The 19,742-nt window shown below is 72.6% G+C and carries 17 protein-coding genes; 6 read left to right on the forward strand and 11 right to left on the reverse strand.

The annotated features are described in order from the left end of the window. Positions 1 to 438: 438 nt before the first annotated feature. Positions 439 to 1,437, forward strand: coding sequence for a tryptophan--tRNA ligase (trpS, locus tag AC3EUJ_RS16685; RefSeq protein WP_431962018.1), 999 nt, complete (start codon positions 439 to 441; stop codon positions 1,435 to 1,437). A 43-nt stretch (positions 1,438 to 1,480) separates the two neighbouring features. Here trpS and proC read toward each other — a convergent pair whose 3' ends face one another. From proC to AC3EUJ_RS16700, 3 genes are all read right to left on the reverse strand, one after another. After that, positions 1,481 to 2,290 carry a pyrroline-5-carboxylate reductase gene (gene proC / locus AC3EUJ_RS16690; RefSeq protein ID WP_431962019.1) on the reverse strand — a complete coding sequence of 270 codons (810 nt, stop codon included), beginning with the start codon at positions 2,288 to 2,290 and terminating at the stop codon, positions 1,481 to 1,483. Between the two features lie 66 nt (positions 2,291 to 2,356). Then, the gene (locus AC3EUJ_RS16695; RefSeq protein WP_431962020.1) at positions 2,357 to 3,094 is read right to left on the reverse strand and encodes an ABC transporter permease; all 738 of its coding nucleotides are present in this window, start codon (positions 3,092 to 3,094) and stop codon (positions 2,357 to 2,359) included. Beyond that, positions 3,091 to 3,879, reverse strand: coding sequence for an ABC transporter ATP-binding protein (locus AC3EUJ_RS16700; RefSeq protein WP_431962021.1), 789 nt, complete (start codon positions 3,877 to 3,879; stop codon positions 3,091 to 3,093). Before AC3EUJ_RS16700 ends, AC3EUJ_RS16695 begins: the two co-directional genes overlap by 4 nt. Positions 3,880 to 4,780: 901 nt before the next feature. Here AC3EUJ_RS16700 and AC3EUJ_RS16705 point away from each other — a divergent pair. Next, positions 4,781 to 6,259, forward strand: a complete 1,479-nt coding sequence (locus tag AC3EUJ_RS16705) for a SulP family inorganic anion transporter (protein ID WP_431962022.1) — start codon at positions 4,781 to 4,783, stop codon at positions 6,257 to 6,259. 143 nt (positions 6,260 to 6,402) lie between these two features. Continuing rightward, positions 6,403 to 6,840 (forward strand): hypothetical protein, encoded by a 438-nt coding sequence (locus AC3EUJ_RS16710; protein WP_431962023.1) that lies wholly within the window; start codon positions 6,403 to 6,405, stop codon positions 6,838 to 6,840. Here AC3EUJ_RS16710 and AC3EUJ_RS16715 read toward each other — a convergent pair whose 3' ends face one another. From AC3EUJ_RS16715 to AC3EUJ_RS16725, 3 genes are all read right to left on the reverse strand, one after another. Then, on the reverse strand, positions 6,841 to 7,629 hold the full coding sequence (locus AC3EUJ_RS16715) for a class I SAM-dependent methyltransferase (RefSeq protein WP_431962024.1): 789 nt from the start codon (positions 7,627 to 7,629) through the stop codon (positions 6,841 to 6,843). Between the two features lie 156 nt (positions 7,630 to 7,785). Continuing rightward, positions 7,786 to 8,097 carry a hypothetical protein gene (locus AC3EUJ_RS16720; protein WP_431962025.1) on the reverse strand — a complete coding sequence of 104 codons (312 nt, stop codon included), beginning with the start codon at positions 8,095 to 8,097 and terminating at the stop codon, positions 7,786 to 7,788. A 75-nt stretch (positions 8,098 to 8,172) separates the two neighbouring features. Continuing rightward, positions 8,173 to 8,460 carry an SH3 domain-containing protein gene (locus AC3EUJ_RS16725; protein ID WP_431962178.1) on the reverse strand — a complete coding sequence of 96 codons (288 nt, stop codon included), beginning with the start codon at positions 8,458 to 8,460 and terminating at the stop codon, positions 8,173 to 8,175. Between the two features lie 159 nt (positions 8,461 to 8,619). On the opposite strand from AC3EUJ_RS16725, the gene AC3EUJ_RS16730 reads away from it, so the two are divergent. Further along, positions 8,620 to 10,800 carry a serine/threonine-protein kinase gene (locus tag AC3EUJ_RS16730; protein ID WP_431962026.1) on the forward strand — a complete coding sequence of 727 codons (2,181 nt, stop codon included), beginning with the start codon at positions 8,620 to 8,622 and terminating at the stop codon, positions 10,798 to 10,800. Between the two features lie 52 nt (positions 10,801 to 10,852). On the opposite strand, the gene ilvD is transcribed toward AC3EUJ_RS16730, so the two are convergent. The 4 genes from ilvD to AC3EUJ_RS16750 form a co-directional block, all read right to left on the reverse strand. Continuing rightward, positions 10,853 to 12,706 carry a dihydroxy-acid dehydratase gene (ilvD, locus tag AC3EUJ_RS16735; protein WP_431962027.1) on the reverse strand — a complete coding sequence of 618 codons (1,854 nt, stop codon included), beginning with the start codon at positions 12,704 to 12,706 and terminating at the stop codon, positions 10,853 to 10,855. A gap of 214 nt (positions 12,707 to 12,920) precedes the next feature. Then, a complete protein-coding gene (locus tag AC3EUJ_RS16740) occupies positions 12,921 to 13,553 on the reverse strand; it encodes a TetR/AcrR family transcriptional regulator (protein WP_431962028.1) in 633 nt (210 codons plus the stop codon). Continuing rightward, on the reverse strand, positions 13,553 to 14,356 hold the full coding sequence (locus tag AC3EUJ_RS16745) for a sugar phosphate isomerase/epimerase family protein (RefSeq protein WP_431962180.1): 804 nt from the start codon (positions 14,354 to 14,356) through the stop codon (positions 13,553 to 13,555). Before AC3EUJ_RS16745 ends, AC3EUJ_RS16740 begins: the two co-directional genes overlap by 1 nt. Positions 14,357 to 14,500: 144 nt before the next feature. Further along, positions 14,501 to 15,439: a Ppx/GppA family phosphatase gene (locus AC3EUJ_RS16750; protein ID WP_431962029.1), complete on the reverse strand. Its 939-nt coding sequence runs from the start codon at positions 15,437 to 15,439 to the stop codon at positions 14,501 to 14,503. 101 nt (positions 15,440 to 15,540) lie between these two features. Here AC3EUJ_RS16750 and AC3EUJ_RS16755 point away from each other — a divergent pair, with 101 nt between their 5' ends. After that, positions 15,541 to 16,380 carry a DUF3109 family protein gene (locus AC3EUJ_RS16755; protein ID WP_431962030.1) on the forward strand — a complete coding sequence of 280 codons (840 nt, stop codon included), beginning with the start codon at positions 15,541 to 15,543 and terminating at the stop codon, positions 16,378 to 16,380. 59 nt (positions 16,381 to 16,439) lie between these two features. Here the strand turns inward: AC3EUJ_RS16755 and AC3EUJ_RS16760 are convergent, their stop codons facing one another. Beyond that, positions 16,440 to 18,101 carry an RNA polymerase sigma factor gene (locus AC3EUJ_RS16760; protein ID WP_431962031.1) on the reverse strand — a complete coding sequence of 554 codons (1,662 nt, stop codon included), beginning with the start codon at positions 18,099 to 18,101 and terminating at the stop codon, positions 16,440 to 16,442. Between the two features lie 215 nt (positions 18,102 to 18,316). Here AC3EUJ_RS16760 and radA point away from each other — a divergent pair, with 215 nt between their 5' ends. Beyond that, on the forward strand, positions 18,317 to 19,705 hold the full coding sequence (gene radA / locus AC3EUJ_RS16765; RefSeq protein WP_431962032.1) for a DNA repair protein RadA: 1,389 nt from the start codon (positions 18,317 to 18,319) through the stop codon (positions 19,703 to 19,705). Positions 19,706 to 19,742 lie beyond the last annotated feature (37 nt).

Here is a 19,742-nt window from a genome sequence, read left to right on the forward strand (position 1 = left end):
CGTTTCCGGCCCCCTGTTGGAGCGGGGTTTTTCGTTTCGCGCCTTCCGGCGTGTCCACTACGTTAGCGGATTTCCCCGGCGGCTCATAATCGAGCCATTCGGATCGGATTTCGGCACGCCGAAATCGTCCCCGCAGGGAAGTCGTGCTGCAGTGGGTTGCCGCCGGGCGGCTGGAGTGGCCGCCCCTGGAAAGGTGACCCCGTCCGAGGCAGCTTGAGAACACTACACCACGCCCCGCGGTGCTTCAAACCTGTGGCCGTCAACTGGTTTGCGCGTTACCTTCGCTGCATGACCGAGCATGCGCACTCGTACCTGTGGTGGGCCGCCTGACGGCGGCCGACGCTCAGCGCATGCGTCCAACGGCCGCCGCTTCGGCGGCCGTCGGTGTTTCCGCTCCGGCTCGCCGACCGCGGCGGTCCCAAGCCGGGAGGAACACCGATGACGAGGGTCTTCAGCGGGATCAAGCCGACGGGGCACCTGACCCTGGGCAACTACCTGGGCGCCGTGCGGCAGTGGGCCGCTGTGGATCAGCACCGGGCCGAGTCGCTGTTCTGCGTCGTGGACCTGCACGCCCTCACCGTTGAGCACGATCCGGCGCGCGTACGGCGGCTGAGCCGGCAGGCGGCGACACTCCTGCTGGCGGCCGGGCTCGACCCGCGGGTCTGCACGCTCTTCGTCCAGAGCCATGTGGACGAGCACGCCCGGCTGGCGTACCTCCTCGAATGCACGGCCACCGACGGGGAGATGCGGCGGATGGTCCAGTACAAGGAGAAGGCGGCCCGGGAGCAGCGGCGGGGCGGCAGTGTGCGGCTGTCCTTGCTGACGTACCCGGTGCTGATGGCGGCGGACATCCTGGCGTACGGGGCGGACGAGGTGCCCGTCGGTGACGACCAGGCGCAGCACGTGGAGCTGACGCGCGATCTGGCGGTGCGCTTCAACCACCGGTACGGGCATGTCTTCACCGTCCCACGGGCGGTGCTGCCGCAGGTGGCGGCACGGGTGATGAACCTGCAGGACCCGGAATCGAAAATGGGGAAGTCGCAGGACACCGGTCCGGGGATCGTCTACCTGCTCGACGAGCCGGAGGTCGTCCGCAGGAAGGTGCTGCGGGCGGTGACGGACAGCGGGCAGGACGTGGAGTACGAGCCACGGGAGCGGCCGGGGGTGGCGAACCTGCTGGAGATCCTGTCGGCCTGCGCGGGCCGGTCGCCGCAGGACCTCGCGGCGGGGTACGACTCGTACGGCGCCCTGAAGAAGGACACCGCCGAGGCCGTGGTGGAGGAGCTGCGGCCGCTGCGGGAGCGGCACGCGGAGCTGGTGGCCGACCCCGGCTACGTGGACGGGGTGCTCAGGGAGGGTGCCGAGCGCGCGCGGGTGCTGGCCCGCCCGGCCGTCGACGCGGCCTACCGGGCGATCGGGCTGCTGCCGCCGGGCTGACCGCCGGCGCGCGGCCTGCGGCATCCTCGCCGGGTCGGGCCGGTCAGCCGTTGCCGGAGGCCAGCTCTCGGCTGCGGTCGCGGGCTGCCTCCAGGGCGGCGATCAGGGCGTGGCGCACGCCGTGCTTCTCCAGTTCCCGGATGGCGTTGATGGTGGTGCCGGCCGGGGAGGTGACGGCCTCGCGGAGCTTGACCGGGTGCTCGCCGCTGTCGCGGAGCATCACGGCGGCGCCGATCGCGGACTGCACGATCAGGTCGTGGGCCTGGGCGCGGGGCAGGCCGAGGAGGATGCCGGCGTCGGTCATGGCTTCGACCAGGTAGTAGAAGTACGCGGGGCCGGAGCCGGAGAGCGCGGTGGCGGCGTCCTGCTGGTACTCGGGGATGCGCAGGGTCTTGCCGACCGGCTGGAGGATCTCCTCGGTGCGCAGCAGGTGCTCCTCGGCGGCGTGGCTGCCCGCGGAGATCACGGACATGCCCTCGTCGACCAGGACCGGGGTGTTGGGCATGACGCGGACGACGGCGATTCCCTGCGCGAGGCGCTCCTCGAAGAAGGAGGTGGGGACGCCGGCCGCGGCGCTGATGATCAGGCGGTCGGCGGCGACGTGCGGGGCGAGCTCCTCCAGGAGGGAGGACATGTCCTGCGGTTTGACAGCGAGGATGAGGGTGTCCGCGGTCTTGGCCGCCTCCTCGTTGGAGCACGATTCGACGCCGTAGCGGGTGCGCAGCTCCTGGGCGCGGGCCGGACGGCGGGCGGTCACCAGGAGGTTCTCCGGCTTCCAGCCGGCACGGAGCATGCCCGACAGCAGGGCCTCGCCGATCTTGCCGGTGCCGAGCACCGCGACTTTCTGCGTCATGGGCCCATACTCGCACCGTGGGCGGCCCGGCGGCCGTGCCGTCCACGGTGCGGTCACCGCCGGGGATCAGGCCGTACGGCGGCGGAGCGTGGCCGCGCCGAGGGCGAGCGCGAGCGCGGCGCTGCCGGCGACCACGGCGAGGTCGCGGACGAAGTCACCGGTGACGCCCGTATGGGTGAGGACCTCCTGCATGCCGTCGACCGCGTACGACATCGGCAGGACATTGGAGACGGCCTCCAGCACCGGCTGCATCCGGTCGCGCGGCATGAGCAGTCCGCAGAGCAGGAGCTGCGGCAGCAGCACGGCGGGCATGAACTGCACGGCCTGGAACTCGCTGGCCGCGAAGGCGCTGACGAACAGGCCGAGGGCGGTGCCCAGGCAGGCGTCGGCGAGGGCGACCAGGAGCAGCAGCCAGGCGGAGCCGGTGACGTCGAGGCCGAGCGCGAGGACGGCGAGCCCGGTGGCGAGGGCGGCCTGGACGACGGCGATGACGCCGAAGGCGAGGGCGTACCCGGCCAGCAGGTTGCCCTTGCCCAGCGGCATGGACAGCAGGCGTTCCAGGGTGCCGGAGGTGCGTTCGCGCAGCGTCGCGATCGAGGTGACCAGGAACATCGTGATGAGCGGGAAGATGCCCAGCAGCGAGGCTCCGACGGTGTCGAAGGTGCGCGGGCTGGCGTCGTAGACCCAGGACAGCAGGGTGAGCAGCACGCAGGGCACGACGACCATCAGGGCGATGGTGCGCGGGTCGTGGCGCAGTTGCAGCAGCACGCGGCGGGCGGTGGCGAGGGTGCGGCGCGTGCTCATCGGGCGGCCTCCCCGGCCTGGTGGGGGAGCTTGCCGGCGGCCTCGTCGACGAGGTGGAGGAAGGCGTCCTCGACGGTGCGGGCGCCGGTGCGGGCGCGCAGTTCCTCGGGGGCGCCGTGGGCGAGGATGCCGCCCTCGCGCATCAGCAGCAGCCGGTGGCAGCGCTCGGCCTCGTCCATGACGTGGCTGGAGACGAGGAGGGTGGCGCCCCGTTCGGCGGCGAGGCGGTGGAAGAGCTCCCACAGGTCGCGGCGCAGGACGGGGTCGAGGCCGACGGTGGGTTCGTCCAGCACGAGCAGTTCGGGGCTGCCGAGCAGCGCCACGGCCAGGGAGACCCGGCCCAGTTGTCCGCCGGAGAGGTTGCCGGCGAGGGCGGTGGCGTGGGAGGCCAGGCCGACGTCGGCGATGGCGCGTTCGACGTGGCCGGGGGCGTCCCCGCCGAGGACGGCGGCGAAGTACTCGAGGTTCTGGCGGACGGTCAGGTCGCGGTAGACGGAGGCGGCCTGGGTCACGTAGCCGATGCGGGGGCGCAGGTCGCGGTGGCCGGCGGGCAGGCCGAGGACGTCGAGGGTGCCGGTGACGCAGGCCTGGGTGCCGACGACAGCGCGCATGAGGGTCGACTTGCCGCAGCCGCTGGGGCCGAGCAGGCCGGTGATCTCGCCACGGGGGACGGTGAACTCCAGGGCGTCCAGGACGGTGCGGCCGCCTCGGACGACGGTGAGCCCGAAGGCGTGAACGGCGGGTCCGGGGCCGGGTTCCCGGGGCTCCTCGGCTTTATTCATCATGCGGTGAATAATGCTCCGCGGCGCGTCTGGGCGTCAAGGAGCAGTGGATGCATTCGTTTGAGTGACCGATCATTTACGCTCCGTTTACCTAAAGAGCTTGCAAAATGGAGTGGCTGCCTGCGCAAAATGGAGGGCGGCTTCGCATCGGAACGGGGGCACCTGTGGTATCGGCCAAGGGAGTTGCGCGCGCTGTCGCCGTCATGGCGGCACTGCTGCTCTCCCTGTTCGCGGCGATAGGCTGCGCCACCGCCGAGCCCGCTCCCGCCTCCGGCCGAGGTGCGGGTACGACGGTGGCGCGCGCGGAGGCCGAGACCCGGAACTGCCTGGCACGGCGGCACGGGAGCAACGGCATACGCCTGGTGCTGCCCGGGACCGTGAGCGTCCCGGCCCCAGCACCGGCCCCGCGGGGCGGCACCGGAACCGATGAGACGGTTCCGGTAAAAGACGCCCAGGTGTCCGCCGCCGTGACGGCGCCGCGGACCGCCCGGCAGGCGGTACCCCTCTCCAGATCCGGAGAACTACCGCTCGCCCACGGCGCGTTCCGCTGCTGAGGCACGGCCCGCCGCCTGCTCTTCCCTCCTGACCGCGGTCGTCGCCCGCGGCCCGGGCCCGACCCCGGCCTGAGCCCGCGCCGGCGCCCGCGCGTCCACGTGCACGCACATGCACACATGCACGCGTACGCGGCGCTCACGGTCCGGGAGAGACCGCCCCCCCACACTGCTCGACCACGTACGCCCCGCCCACGCCGGCGCCGGGGCGCAATGGAGGACACCCTCGTGAAGACCTTCATCCCCCCATCCCCCACCTCTGGTTCCGCCCTCCCCCCACCAGCCGCCGGGCCTGTCCGGCCCGTCCGCGGCTTCCTCACCCCCACCCCCGCCCCCGCCCGGTGAGCCGCATCATGCGCGCCGCGTCGCGACTGCCCCGCCCGCGGTCGCTGCGCGCCGACGTCACCGCGTCCCTGGTCGTCTTCCTCGTCGCCCTGCCGCTGTGCGTGGGCGTGGCCGTCGCCTCCGGGGTACCGGCCGAACTCGGCCTGGTCACCGGCATCGTCGGCGGCATCGTGGCCGGGATGCTCCCCGGCAGCAGCCTCCAGGTGTCCGGCCCGGCCGCCGGACTCACCGTCCTGGTCTACGAGGCGATCCAGGAGTTCGGGCTGCCCTCGCTGGGCGTGCTCGTGCTCTGCGCCGGCGGGCTGCAGCTCGCCATGGGGGCGCTCCGGCTGGGCCGCTGGTTCCGGGCCATCTCCGTCGCCGTCGTCCAGGGCATGCTGGCCGGCATCGGCCTGGTGCTGATCGCCGGACAGGTATACGCGCTCACCGACACCGCGGCGCCGGCCGGCGGCCCGGCGAAGATCGCCGGATTACCCGGACTGGTCGCGGCCACCCTCGCCTCGCCCGCGGCGCTCACCGCGCTCGCCGTAGGCGGCGGCACCATCGTGGTGCTCGTCGTCTGGCCCCGCATCCCGCGCGCCGCACGGCTGCTGCCGGGGCCACTGGCCGCGGTCGCGCTGGCCACGGGCGCGGCCGCGCTGTTCGACCTGCCGGTCGAGCGCGTCGAGGTGGCGGGCCTGCTCGACGTCGTCCAGCCGCCGGGCGCCGAGCAGTTCGCGGGGCTGGCGAGTCTGTCCATGATCGGCACCGTGGTGGCCTTCACGCTGATCGCCTCCGCCGAGAGCCTGTTCAGCGCCGCCGCGGTGGACCGGCTGCACAACGGGCCGCGCACGGATTACGACAAGGAACTCATCGCACAGGGCGCGGGCAACGCCGTCTGCGGGGCGCTCGGTGCGCTGCCGATGACCGCGGTGATCGTACGCAGCGCCGCCAACGTGCACGCGGGTGCCCGCACGAAGGCGGCGCGCGTGCTGCACGGCCTGTGGCTGCTGCTGTTCGCCGCGCTGCTCCCCGGCGCCCTCGGGGTGATCCCGGTGGCCACGCTGGCGGGCGTGCTGGTGCACGCGGGCGGGAAGCTCGTACCGGTGAAGGAGATCGTGCCGCTGTGGCGCGAGCACCGGGGCGAGGCCGTCGTCCTGCTGGTGACCGCGACGGCGATCGCGGCCACCAACTTGTTCGAGGGAGTGCTCATCGGGCTGCTGACGGCCGTGTTCAAGGCGGCCTGGGAAACCTCGCAGACCCATGTGGAGATCCACGACAAGGGTGAGGGCCCGATCGTCGTCCGCGTCCTGGGCAACGCCACCTTCCTGCGGCTGCCCAAGCTGCTGGAGCAGTTGGAGGCACTGCCCCGCGACCGCCCGATGGAACTGGACCTGCGCCGGCTGCGGCACCTCGACCACGCCTGCGGCATGGCGCTGCTCGGCTGGGCCGAGCGGCACAACGAGGAGGGGGTGACGCCGGTCCGGGTGCAGGGCGCACCGGTGTGACGCGGCGGCCCGGGACCGGGCGGGACGGGGGCGTCGCCCCTGACCCACGGTTCCGGGCCGTCTCAGGGTCATCCCCTATGGCTTCGGGAGCGAAGCGGAGTGACCGTGGCCATATGAGGCGTTCTACCGATGTATCCCGGGACGTGACCGGAGTCGAGAAGCGTCAGCTCGCGGTGGCCTCGGCCACCCTCGGCCCCTGGCGCCCGGCGGCGGCCGTCGGCGCGATCGGCGGTGGGGTGTCCCTCGCCGCCTCCGCCTTCAGTGGCGACTTCGGGCTCGGCGTCGTCGCGGGCGCCGTGTCCGTCGCGCTGATGCTCTTCTTCCTCGTCGGCGGCGCCGGCGCGGTGACCGGGCGCGGCCCGCGCGCCGACCGCCGCATACGCCGCTGGGCGGCCGCCCACCCCTGGCGCGTCGCGCTGGTGCCCGCGGGGATGCTGCTCGTCACCGACGTCGTGATGCGCCGGATCCTGACCTCGGAGGGCTTCTTCGGCAGCCTCTGGGACGGCCTGTGGCGAGGGGTCCTCGTCGCGGGGGTGGTCGGCGTCGTCGGTTCGGTGGCGGGGAAGCGGCGGGCCGGCTAGCTAGGGCCCGTCGGTCCTTTTCACCGCCACCGTGAGATCGACCTTGTAGGGCTCGATCACCCGGCCGTCCGGGAAGAGCGCCAGCAGCGCGCGCCGCTCGTCGTCGAGGATGCGGCGGGCGGCGTCCGGGGCGAGCACGGCGAAGTAGGAACGGCTGCCGAGCATCGTGAGGTGCGTGTCCAGCGGGACGGTACGTGTCCAGTGCAGGACGCGGGTCTGGGCGCGCATCCCCAGGCGGGTGCCGAGCGAGCGGAGGATGTCCTCCGCCGTCCCCGTCAGGCCGTTCTCGTGGTAGCGGGGGACCGCGCGGGCCAGCCGCTCCTCCTGTTCCCGCACCCAGGCGACTCCGGTGTCCGGCACGTTCCACCACAGGGCGAGCGCGCCGCCCGGCCGGAGCACCCGTGCGGCCTCGGGGGAGGACCTGGCCGGGTCCGTCCAGTGCCACGCCTGGGCGTACGTCACGAAGTCCGCCACCCCGGACGCGAACGGCAGCGCGTCCCCGTCCCCGCGCACGAGCGGCACGTCCGGCTGCCCCGCCCGCAACTGCGCGGCCATCCCCGCCCCGGGCTCCACGGCCGTCACGTCCGCCCCGCGCGCCCGTATCAACGCCGTGGCGATTCCGGTCCCGGCGCCCACGTCCAGGACCGTGGCCCCGGCGAAGGGACGGCCGCTGATCTCCTCGACGGCGTCGAACAGCTCACCGGGGTAACCGGGGCGGGCCGCGGCGTACTGCGCGGCGACGGTGTTGAACGACTGGGCGAGCACGCGGTGGGCCGGCTGTGTGGTCATGGGGGTTGTTCTTCCCCGGGGGACCCGGGCGCGACCCACCGCGCGGGCTCTGTCAGACGCGCTCTCGGTGACGTACCCGTCGCTGCCGACACGCACCACCGGGCTCTCCGGCGAGCGAGTGCCTGGTGGCGCGATGGAGCACGAGGTACGGCTGCGTCAGCTGCAGCGGGGGGCGATGTAGCCGTCGCTGCCGGTCCGGACGTACGCGTCGGAGACGAACTGGCCGTCACCAATGCAGTCCCAGATGTTCGACGTGCCGTAGTAACCGCTGACCGTCGTACCCTGCGTCTGGCGGAAGACCGACGCCTCGGCGCCGTACGGTGAGGTCGTGACGATCCGGTAGCCCGAGCCCGGTCCGTTGCGGACGTTGAGTCGCACGTCGGGCGCGGCCTGGTCGTAGATGATGGGCGCCCCCACCGCGGACCCCTCCGCCACGCCCCCGAGCACCAGGAGGACGGTCCCTGCCATCGCGGCCACGCCGACCGCCGGCACGGCGCGCCTGTTCTTCTCTGACTCACGCGCCTTCGGGACGGAGTACGACAATTATCCGCAGCGTGCCGCGACGTAACCGTCACTGCCAGTGTGCACATACGCGTCGGAGACGTACTGCCCGGGACCAATTCGGTCCCAGATGTTCGACGTGCCGTAGTAGCCACTGACAGTGGTGCCGTTGGCCTGGCAGTAGATGGGCACGCGGGCGTCATAGGGCAGGACCTTCACGATCTGGTAACCCGTCCCGGGCCCGCTCCGGACGTTGAGACGGCAACCCGGCGCCACCGGGTAGGTGACGATGTCGGCAACGGCAGTCGCCTCGGCGTCCGCGACAACCATCCTTCCCGCAGCATCGTCAAAGTTGCTCTCGGACATCGGCCCTCCCCCGTGGAGATTAACTCTCTGTCAGGTGCAGGCTAGCAATCCGAGCCGTCGTCGTAACGGCAATCCACTAGGCTCACCAAGTTGCGGCTGTGGACGAACACACGGGGGTGGGTCATGCCGCCACTGCGGAGACCCGGAACTGACCGGGAAGCGGAATTTCCCGAATACGCGGGGCAGTACCGCCTGGAAAGGCGGCTCGGCTCCGGCGGGATGGGCGTGGTGCATCTGTCACGCTCCACGTCCGGCCTGCGCTTGGCCGTGAAGGTCGTGCACCAGGAGTTGGCGGCCGACCCGGAGTTCAGAGCGCGTTTCCGGCAGGAGGTCGCCGCCGCTCGGCGGGTGAGCGGCGCGTTCACCGCTCCGGTGGTGGACGCCGACCCCGACGCCGAACGGCCTTGGATGGCCACCCTCTACATGCCCGGGCCCACTCTGGCTGAATTCGTGAAGCGGAACGGACCGGTGTCGCCTGCCCAAGTGCGGTACCTGATGGCGGGACTGGCCGAAGCCCTGCGCGACATCCACCGGGTGGGCGTGGTGCACCGGGATCTGAAGCCCAGCAACGTGCTGCTGGCTTCGGACGGCCCCAAGGTGATCGATTTCGGCATCTCACGACCGTCCGACAGTGACCTGAGGACCGAGACGGGCAAGTTGATCGGTACGCCCCCGTTCATGGCACCCGAACAGTTCCGCCAGCCGCGCTCGGTGGGACCGGCCGCAGACATATTCGCGATGGGTTCCGTGCTCGTGCACGCGGCGACCGGACGGAGCCCATTCGATTCCGACAGTCCGTATGTCGTCGCCTACCAAGTGGTGCACGAGGAACCACACCTGACCGGCGTACCGGCCGATCTCCGGCCGCTGATCGAACGCTGTCTGGCGAAGAACCCCGAGGAACGGCCGGCCCCGGATGCCCTGATGGCGGAGCTCAGAGCAGTGTCGGCGTCCTACAACACCCAAGCATTCACGCTTCTGGAGGAAGGGGACCTTTTCCTCCCCGCCCAGCGCCCGCCAGGAGCCGACGAACGCATCGACCGCGCCGGCCTGCCGAAGAGGAGCCGGGAACACACGGCGGGGCGCTTTGCGAACCGACAGCGGCAAGCCCTCGCGGCAGGAGTCGCGTTGGCCCTCCTCGGCACCGGCGCGGTGCTGGCCGTACAGCGCCACGCGGGTCGCGACGGCGGAGAAACGACGGCGAGCCACAGCGCCATCGGGCCGGAGACGAAACGGTTCACGCCGTGGCATTCGGTCCTCCGGAACGACGCGTCCACTACCGCGATGCCCGCCTGTTCCTACAGCGGGCGAGCCCTGTACTGCGCGCAACCAGGGGTCCTCGCCGCGAAACTCGATCCCGCCAGCGGCCTGCTCCAGTGGTCACGACGCGTGGCAACCGACGGCTCGACGGACGAACCATCCACCGCGCCTCTGTTGTCGGGGGATGTCCTCCATGCCCACATCGCCCGCCGGAACCGACTCGAAGCCATCGATTCGTCCACAGGGAAGACCTGGTGGGACCTCGATCTGTCGCCCTACAACGGCCGCTTCCTGGACACGGGCGCGCAGATTCTCCTGGTCTCGCCCGGAGCCGTCGTGACCGCGGTCGACGGACTGACGGGCACGAAGAAGTGGCGGAAGCCGCTCCCGGGCCACTCCCAGCCGATCTTCACCGTGGACCGAGCTTCGGATGTCATCTACGCGATCGAAGTCGCAGGTGACGGAAACACCACGCTGGTCACCGCGCTCAATCCGAACGACGGTGACAGGCGCGGACAGAAACGCCTCACAGGCAACCTCAGCCCGATCGGCGTGGTCGACGGCAGCGTCTACTTCAGCGTGTCCGATGCCGAGTCCCGGACCACCGCCATCGTGCGTTACACGCCCGGCGCGGGAACGCTGCAACGGATTCGGCTCGGTGTGCCGCTCCCCGGTGCACGTATCGCAGTGCAGGGCTCCAGGGTCTACGCGATCGGTTACAACGGGGCGTTGGTCTCGGTCGACACCGACGGAACCGGCGGTGAGGACGCGGAGCGATGGACGGTGGAGACATCGGTGAGCTACGCGTCCCCGCCCGTCGTCGACGGCGACCACCTCTTTTTCGTCGCGGCCGACGGGCGCCTGCTGGCGTTTCACACAGCGGACGGCCGCTTCCTCGGGCAGACCCCGCCACGCATGAACGGCAACCGCAGCCGTCAGGTACTGGACCCGCCCGCCCCCGTCGTCGCCGACGGGAAGGTGTTCGCGACCGCGCCCGACGGGAGCGTGTTCGCCGTGGACGCGAAGGACCCCTCCCGCTGGTGATCGTGGGGACCGGCGGAAGGGGTCCCGGGGACGGCTGGTCCGGGGTCCGGCGTCAGCCCTCGAGCTTCGACACGTCGCGGACGGCGCCCTTGTCGGCGCTGGTGGCCATCGCGGCGTACGCCTTCAGGGCCAGGGAGACCTTGCGGTCGCGGGCCCTGGGGGCGTAGACGCCGCCGAGGGCGGCGCGGCGGGCGGTCAGTTCCTCCTCCGGGACGAGGAGTTCGATGCTGCGGCCGGGGATGTCGATGCGGATGCGGTCGCCGTCCTCGACCAGGGCGATCGTGCCGCCGGAGGCCGCCTCGGGCGAGGCGTGGCCGATGGACAGGCCCGAGGTGCCGCCGGAGAAGCGGCCGTCGGTGACGAGGGCGCAGGCCTTGCCGAGACCGCGGCCCTTGAGGAAGGAGGTGGGGTAGAGCATCTCCTGCATGCCGGGGCCGCCCTTGGGGCCCTCGTAGCGGATGACGACGACGTCGCCCTCCTTGACCTCCTTGCGGAGGATCTTGTCGACGGCCTCCTCCTGGGACTCGCAGACCACGGCCGGGCCCTCGAAAGTCCAGATCGACTCGTCGACGCCGGCGGTCTTCACCACGCAGCCGTCCGCGGCGAGGTTGCCGTGGAGCACGGCGAGGCCGCCGTCCTTGGAATAGGCGTGGTCGACGGAGCGGATGCAGCCCTCGGCGGCGTCCAGGTCGAGGGCCGCCCAGCGCTCGGACTGGGAGAAGGCCTCGGCGGAGCGGACGCAGCCGGGGGCGGCGTGCCAGAGCTCCTCCGCCTCGGCCGAGGGGGAGCCGCCGCGGACGTCCCAGGTCTTGAGCCAGTCGGCGAGCGACGGAGAGTGGACGGCGTGGACGTCCTCGTTGAGCAGGCCGCCGCGGTGGAGCTCGCCCAGCAGGGCGGGGATGCCGCCGGCGCGGTGCACGTCCTCCATGTAGTACGTACGGCTCTTCGCGACGTTGGGCGCGACCTTGGCGAGGCACGGCACGCGGCGCGAGACGGCGTCGATGTCGGTCAGGCCGAAGGGGACGCCCGCCTCCTGGGCCGCGGCGAGCAGGTGGAGGATGGTGTTGGTGGAGCCGCCCATGGCGATGTCGAGGGCCATGGCGTTCTCGAATGCCGCGAAGGTGGCGATGGAGCGCGGCAGCACGGACTCGTCGTCCTGCTCGTAGTAGCGCCGGGTGAGGTGGACGACGGTGCGGCCGGCGTCCTCGTACAGCGCCTTGCGGGCCGTGTGGGTGGCCAGGACCGAGCCGTTGCCGGGCAGGGACAGGCCCATCGCCTCGGTGAGGCAGTTCATCGAGTTGGCGGTGAACATGCCGGAACACGAGCCACAGGTGGGACAGGCGTTCTCCTCGATGCGGAGGATGTCCTCGTCGGAGACCCTGTCGTTGACGGCGTCCGCGATCGCGTCGATCAGGTCGAGGGTGCGCACCGTGCCGTCGACGAGGGTGGCCCGGCCGGCCTCCATGGGTCCGCCGGAGACGAAGACGGTGGGGATGTTGAGGCGCAGGGCGGCCATCAGCATGCCCGGGGTGATCTTGTCGCAGTTGGAGATGCAGATCAGCGCGTCGGCGCAGTGCGCCTCGACCATGTACTCGACGGAGTCGGCGATCAGGTCGCGGGAGGGCAGCGAGTAGAGCATGCCGCCGTGACCCATGGCGATGCCGTCGTCGACGGCGATCGTGTTGAACTCGCGCGGCACGGCGCCCGCGGCCTTGATCGCCTCGCTGACGATGCGGCCGACGGGCTGCAGGTGGGTGTGCCCGGGCACGAACTCCGTGAAGCTGTTGGCCACGGCGATGATCGGCTTGCCGATGTCCTCGCTCGCTACGCCCGAGGCCCGCATGAGGGCGCGGGCGCCCGCCATGTTGCGGCCGTGGGTGACTGTGCGGGACCTCAGCTCGGGCACGGGGACCACTCCCTACGTTTCCATCCGGAGCCTTCGAGCGTACGCCTCCGGTCGCGGCGCGCGGCGGCATGTCCGTATTACGGACGGCGAGTCCACTGTGTGGATGACGATCCGGTGCCGGCCCTCCGCGTCCGTCGCGGGGCGGCGACGGGGCGGCGACGGGGCGGCGACGGGGCGCTCTCCCCATTGTCGACCCGTTTCGCCGCGCCGCGGATCAGTCCGTGACAGGTCCGGGGTCGGTCAGGTAGCGCTGGAGGGTCGGCGCGACGAGGGCGACGACCTCCTCCATGTCCGCCGACGCCAGCGGCTCGAGCTTGATGACGTAGCGCATCATCACGATGCCGATCATCTGGGCACCCGCGAGTTCCGCGCGGAGCCGGGGGTCGGGGACCTCGAGCTCCGACGCGACGCGTTCCAGCAGCCGCCGCAGGACGATGCCGCGCAGCACGGCCGCGGCCGCGTCGTTGGTGACGGCGGAGCGGACGATCGCCAGCATCGGGGCCCGGGAGACCGGGTTCTCCCAGATGGCGACGAAGAAGCGGGCCAGCCGCTCCCCGACGCCCTCGGGGCCGGAGGCGAGGACGTCGGGGACGCCGAACGCGGGCTCGAAGGTCAACTCGATCGAGGCTTCGAAGACCTGCTCCTTGGCCCCGAAGTAGTGGTGTACCAGCGCCGGGTCCACGCCCGCGGACTTGGCGATGGCGCGGATCGAGGTCTTGTCGTAGCCGCGGGCGGAGAACTCCTGGCGGGCCGCGGAGAGGATCCGCTCCCGGGTCTCGGCGGTGCCCGAGCGGCTCCCCGCGGGGCGGCCGCGGCCGCGCCTGCCCGTCCCGCCCTCCGGAGCCATCAGCGCACCCGCGCGGCCGCGGCCAGGTGCAGCCGGGTGAAGGCCAGCGCCTCGGCGAGGTCCGCCTCGCGTTCGGCGGCCGACATCGCGCGCCGGGTGTTGACCTCGATCACCACGTGGCCGTCGAAGCCCCGCGAGGCCAGCCTCTCCAGGACCTCCACGCAGGGCTGCTTGCCGCGTCCGGGCACCAGGTGCTCGTCCTTGCCGGAGCCGTTGCCGTCGGCCAGGTGGACATGGCCGAGCCGGTCACCCATGCGGTCGAGCATCTCCAGGGTCTCGGTCCTGGCCGTGGCCGTGTGGGACAGGTCGATGGTGAAGTGCCGGTAGTCGTCCTTGGTCGGGTCCCAGTCGGGGGCGTACGCGAGCATCTCCCGGTCGCGGTAGCGCCACGGGTACATGTTCTCGACGGCGAACCGGACGTCGGTCTCGTTCGCCATCCGCCAGATGCCGGCGACGAACTCCCGCGCATAGCTGCGCTGCCAGCGGAACGGCGGGTGGACGACCACGGTCGAGGCGCCGAGCTTCTCCGCCGCCGCCCGGGCCCGCTGCAGCTTCACCCAGGGGTCGGTCGACCAGACCCGCTGGGTGATCAACAGGCAGGGGGCGTGCACCGCGAGGACCGGGATGCCGTGGTAGTCCGACAGGCGGCGCAGCGCCTCGATGTCCTGGCTGACCGGGTCGGTCCACACCATCACCTCGACGCCGTCGTAGCCCAGCCGGGCCGCGATCTCGAAGGCCGTCGCCGTGGACTCGGGGTAGACCGAGGCCGTGGACAACGCGACCTTCGCGTCCGGTACGCGCACGGTGTGTCCGTTCGGGTCCACAGGGTCAGGGGCTGCCACGGGAAACAGCGTACGGCGGCCGGTCGGCCGAACGGCACATCGCACCCGGCCGACGTGACGCGATCGACACGCGGGGGCGCGCGGGCGGCGCGGCGTGCCCCCGCCTCAGCCCCGGTCGCTGGTCATCAGGTCGAGGCGGCGCAGGATGACGCCCTCGCGCAGCGCCCATGGGCAGACCTCCAGCTCGGTGATCCCGAACAGGTCCATCGCCGCGTCCGCCACCAGCGCCCCGGCCAGCAGCTGGCGGGCGCGGCCCTCCGACACGCCCGGGAGTTCCCGGCGGGCGCTCTCCGTCATGTCGGCCAGCCGGGGCACCCACGCGTCCAGCGCCTTGCGGCTGAGCGTGCGCTGCACGTACAGGCCCTCGGCGGAGCGCGCCGCGCCCGCGATCCGGGCCAGCTGCTTGAAGGTCTTGGAGGTGCCCACCACGTGGTCGGGTGCGCCGAGCCGGCTGAACTCCGCGACGGTGCGGGCGATCTCGGCGCGCACATGCTTGCGCAGGCGCCGCACATCGTCCACGGTGGGCGGGTCGTCGGGGAGCCAGCCGCTGGTGAGACGGCCGGCGCCGAGCGGCAGCGAGACCGCGGCGTCCGGGTCCTCGTCCATGCCGTAGGCGACCTCCAGGGAGCCGCCGCCGATGTCCAGCATGAGCAGCCGGCCGGAGGACCAGCCGAACCAGCGGCGGGCGGCGAGGAAGGTGAGCCGTGCCTCGTCCTCCCCGGACAGCACGGTCAGGTTGACCCCGGTCTCCGCGGCCACCCGGGCGAGCACCTGCTCGCCGTTGGTGGCCTCGCGCACCGCGCTGGTGGCGAACGGCAGGACGTCCTCGACGCCCTTGTCCTCGGCGACGACCAGGGCCTCGGCGACCTGCGCGACCAGCCGCCGCACGCCGTCCTCGCGGATCGCGCCGTCCTCGTCCAGCAACTCCGCCAGCCGCAGCTCCGCCTTGTGGGAGTACGCGGGGAGCGGACGCGCGCCAGGGTGCGCGTCCATGACCAGAAGGTGGACGGTATTCGAACCCACGTCGAGGACACCGAGTCTCATGCCCGGAACGCTACTGCGACGCGCCCGGACCGAGGACATGCGGGGTATGGGCACGTGCGCGGGTGACCACTCGAGAAGCTTCACATGCTTACCCTGACATCGTGGCGAAGGCGAAAAAGGCGACGAAGCGGCAGCATCACCCGGACGTGGCGGACGTGGCGGACGAGGTGGGTCTCGATTTCCCGCGCGCGTGGGTCGAGTTCCCCGATCCGGCCGACGAGGAACAGGTCTTCCGGTGCGACCTGACGTGGCTCACCTCACGGTGGAACTGCGTCTTCGGCCGCGGCTGCGAGGGCATCCAGGCGGGCCGGGCCTCCGACGGCTGCTGCACCCTCGGGGCCCACTTCTCGGACGACGACGACGAGAAGCGCGTCGCACGGCACGTGGAGCGGCTCACCCCGGAGCTGTGGCAGTTCCACGACGTTGGCGAGGAGGGCGGCTGGGCCGAGGTCAACGAGGACGGCGACCGGCAGACCCGGCGGCACCAGGGTGCCTGCATCTTCCTCAACCGCCCCGGGTTCCCCGCGGGCGCCGGCTGCGCGCTGCACACGCTCGCGCTCAGGGAGGGCCGCGAGCCGCTGGAGACCAAGCCGGACGTGTGCTGGCAGCTGCCGATCAGGCGCACGTACGACTGGGTGGACCGCCCCGACGACACGCGCGTGCTGATGATCTCGATCGGCGAGTACGACCGGCGCGGCTGGGGCCCCGGCGGCCACGACCTGCACTGGTGGTGCACGGGGGCGCGCTCGGCGCACGGCGCGGGCGAACCGGTCTACCGCTCGTACCGGGCGGAGCTCACGGAGCTGATGGGGCCGAAGGGCTACGACCGGCTCGTCGGGCTGTGCGAGCAGCGGCTCGACTCGCTGCTGCCGATGGCGCCGCACCCCGCGGACCCGGTGCCGGGCCCCCAGGCCCGGAACGAGGACGAGGACGCGGACTAGCACGCGGACAAGAGCGCGGACGCCTGGGCGCCAGGGCCTCTAGGGCCTCTAGGGCGTGTCTAGTCCTCGCCCTCCGCGGGGGACGGGGAGGCCGGGGGGCTCTGACTCGGCGGGTCGCTCGGTGACGGGTCGGGTGCGGACGGGGTCGGAGAGGGCTCAGGGGACGGCGACTGCCTCCCCCGCCCCTCGATCGTGACGACCGCGCCCGACGGGTCGAACCAGATACGTGCCGTCCACGGCCCCACGGGCTCCCGCGAGCGGTCCACAAGGACCGTCAGTGTCATGCTCTCCCCGGGGCGCAGCCTGCCGTGGCTCCGGCTCAGCCGCAGCCACGGATCGGAGGTGGCCGCCCTCCAGCGGACCGGCGCTGACCCCTCGGCGGTGAGGGTGACGACGGTCATGTGGCCGCGCGAGCGGGCCTCCACGAGCAGCCGGCCCGTGCGAGGCACCGAGCGGTCGTCGCCGTCCGCGGTGTCGCCCGACGGCGAGGCGGGACCGCGGGCACCGGCCGAGGCGGCGGCGGACGCCGAGGGGGCGGCGGACACGACGGAGACCGACAGGCGGCCCTGGCCGCCGCGTGTGGACCGCTCGCGCGCGTCGGCGGTGCCCGCGACACCGGCCTTCTCGTACTGCACGCCGTCGAGGCCCTCGCCGGCGCTGAGGGAACCTTCCCCCTTGTGCTCGGGGGCCAGCGGCGCCCCGTGGTAGGCCGCCCACAGCGCGAGCACCGGCGCCGCCACGACGGCCGCGACCACCGTGGAGGTCACCGCGCGGTGCCGCATCCGGGCTCGCCGCGCCATCCGCTCCTTCAGGTCCATCGGGAAGCCGTGCCGGTCGAAGCGCGGGGTGGCCTGGCGGGTGCGTCCGACGCCGCCCCGCATGGCGTGCAGCAGGGCGGCGTACGCGGCCGAGCGGGGTGCCTCGACCGTCGACAGCACGGCGGTGGCGGCGGTGGTGGCCAGGCCCGGCCAGGGGCCCGTCGCCACGGCGCGCTCCGCCGTGACCCGGCAGTGCGGGCACGTGTCGACGTGGGTCACCAGCTCGCGGCGGAGCGCCGAGCCCAGCAGTACCCGCGCGTCCCCGGCGAGGCGGGCGACCGCCGCGCAGTTGCCGAGCTCGACCACGGCGAGCGCCGCCCGGGTGCGCTCCACCTCGCAGGCCGCCTGCGCCAGCAGCGCCCGCGTCGCGTCCGGCTCGCGCCCGACGACCAGGGCCACCTCGTCCGGCGCCAGCTGGTGCCGGACGGCGAGCTCCAGTGCCTCGCGCTGCTCGGGCGTGGTGCCGGCCGCCTCGGGCCAGGCGAGCGCCGCCAGCTCGCCGCGTCTGCGGGCGGCCACGTCGGCCGACGCCTTCACCGATACCGGCCGCCCCTCGGCCAGTGTCCGCAGGCAGGCCCAGCGGGCCAGCGCGTACAGCCAGGGCCTGCGCAGCTCCGCGTCGCGCAGCCGGGCGCGCTGGCGTTCGGCCACGGCCAGCACGTCGCCGAGGGCGGCGGCGGCGGAGTCGTGCTCGCACAGCACGGAGAGGCAGTAGGTGAACAGCCCGTCCAGGTACGGCTCATAGTGGGCGGGCGGCTGCGCGGGCAGGGTCCCCTGCGGGCGTGGCCGCCGCCGCGCCGGGGAGGCGGTGCCACCCGGCGCGGCGCGGCCACGCTGGACCGGCGCGCGGTGTCGGCGGTGCGCGCCGGTTGTCTGGGAGGGTGTGTCAGACCTGCTGCTCATCACTCCGTGACGGTAGGGCCACGACCCGTACGCCCCCAGGCATCACGGCGAGCTTTAATCCAAATGGGTGGTGATCCCGCCCGAAAGAGCACACGCCGCTCACCCCGTCGAGTGACCCCTCCGGCCACGTGCGCGAGCGCTTTCCGGAGCGGGCGGCGGGCGCCCGCGCCCCGCGCGGTGCCGCGTTGTCGGTGCCACCCGATAGCGTGCGGCACATGGCTGCCCGTACCCGCCCCGCTTCCAAGGACCGTCCGTCGTACCGCTGCACGGAGTGCGGCTGGACGACGGCCAAGTGGCTCGGCCGCTGCGGCGAGTGCCAGGCGTGGGGGACGGTCGAGGAGTACGGCGGCGCGGCGGCGGTGCGGACGACCGCGCCGGGCCGGGTGACCACGCCCGCGATGCCGATCGGCCAGGTGGACGGGAGGCAGGCCACCGCGCGCGGCACGGGTGTGCCGGAGCTGGACCGGGTCCTGGGCGGCGGGCTGGTGCCCGGGGCCGTGGTGCTGCTCGCCGGCGAGCCAGGCGTGGGCAAGTCGACGCTCCTGCTGGACGTGGCGGCGAAGGCCTCGGGGCCGCATACGCGGACCCTGTATGTGACGGGCGAGGAGTCCGCCTCGCAGGTCAGGCTGCGCGCCGACCGCATCGGGGCGCTCTCCGACCACCTCTTCCTGGCCGCCGAGACGGATCTGTCCGCCGTCCTCGGCCACCTCGACGACGTGAAGCCGTCCCTGCTGATCCTGGACTCGGTGCAGACGGTCGCCTCCCCGGAGATCGACGGCGCCCCCGGCGGCATGGCCCAGGTGCGCGAGGTCGCGGGCGCCCTGATCCGCGCCTCGAAGGAGCGCGGCATGTCGACGCTGCTCGTCGGCCACGTCACCAAGGACGGCGCGATCGCGGGCCCCAGGCTGCTGGAGCACCTGGTGGACGTGGTGCTGTCCTTCGAGGGCGACCGGCACGCCCGCCTCCGCCTGATCCGGGGCATCAAGAACCGCTACGGCGCCACCGACGAGGTCGGCTGCTTCGAGCTGCACGACGAGGGCATCACGGGCCTGGCCGACCCGTCCGGGCTCTTCCTGACCCGCCGCGACGAGCCGGTCCCCGGCACGTGCCTGACCGTCACGCTGGAGGGCAAGCGCCCGCTGGTCGCCGAGGTGCAGGCGCTGACCGTCGACACCCAGATCCCCTCCCCGCGCCGTACGACCTCCGGCCTGGAGAACTCACGGGTGTCGATGATGCTGGCGGTGCTGGAGCAGCGGGGCCGGATCCGGTCGATCGGCAAGCAGGACATCTACACCGCGACCGTAGGCGGCGTGAAGCTCGGTGAGCCGGCCGCCGACCTGGCCGTGGCGCTCGCCCTGGCCAGCGCGGCGATCGACACGCCGCTGCCGAAGAACCTGGTCGCGGTGGGCGAGGTGGGCCTGGCGGGCGAGGTCAGGAGGGTCACCGGGGTGCAGCGCAGGCTCGCCGAGGCGGCCCGGCTGGGCTTCACCCACGCCCTCGTGCCGCCGGACCCGGGGAAGATCCCGGCGGGGATGAAGGTGACGGAGGTGACGGACATAGGGGACGCCTTGCGCGTCCTGCCCAAGAGGGCCCCACGTCCCTGACCCTTCCGACGGTAAACTTTGCCCTGGTCTCGCCCAT

It is taken from the genome of Actinacidiphila sp. bgisy160 (assembly GCF_057707815.1).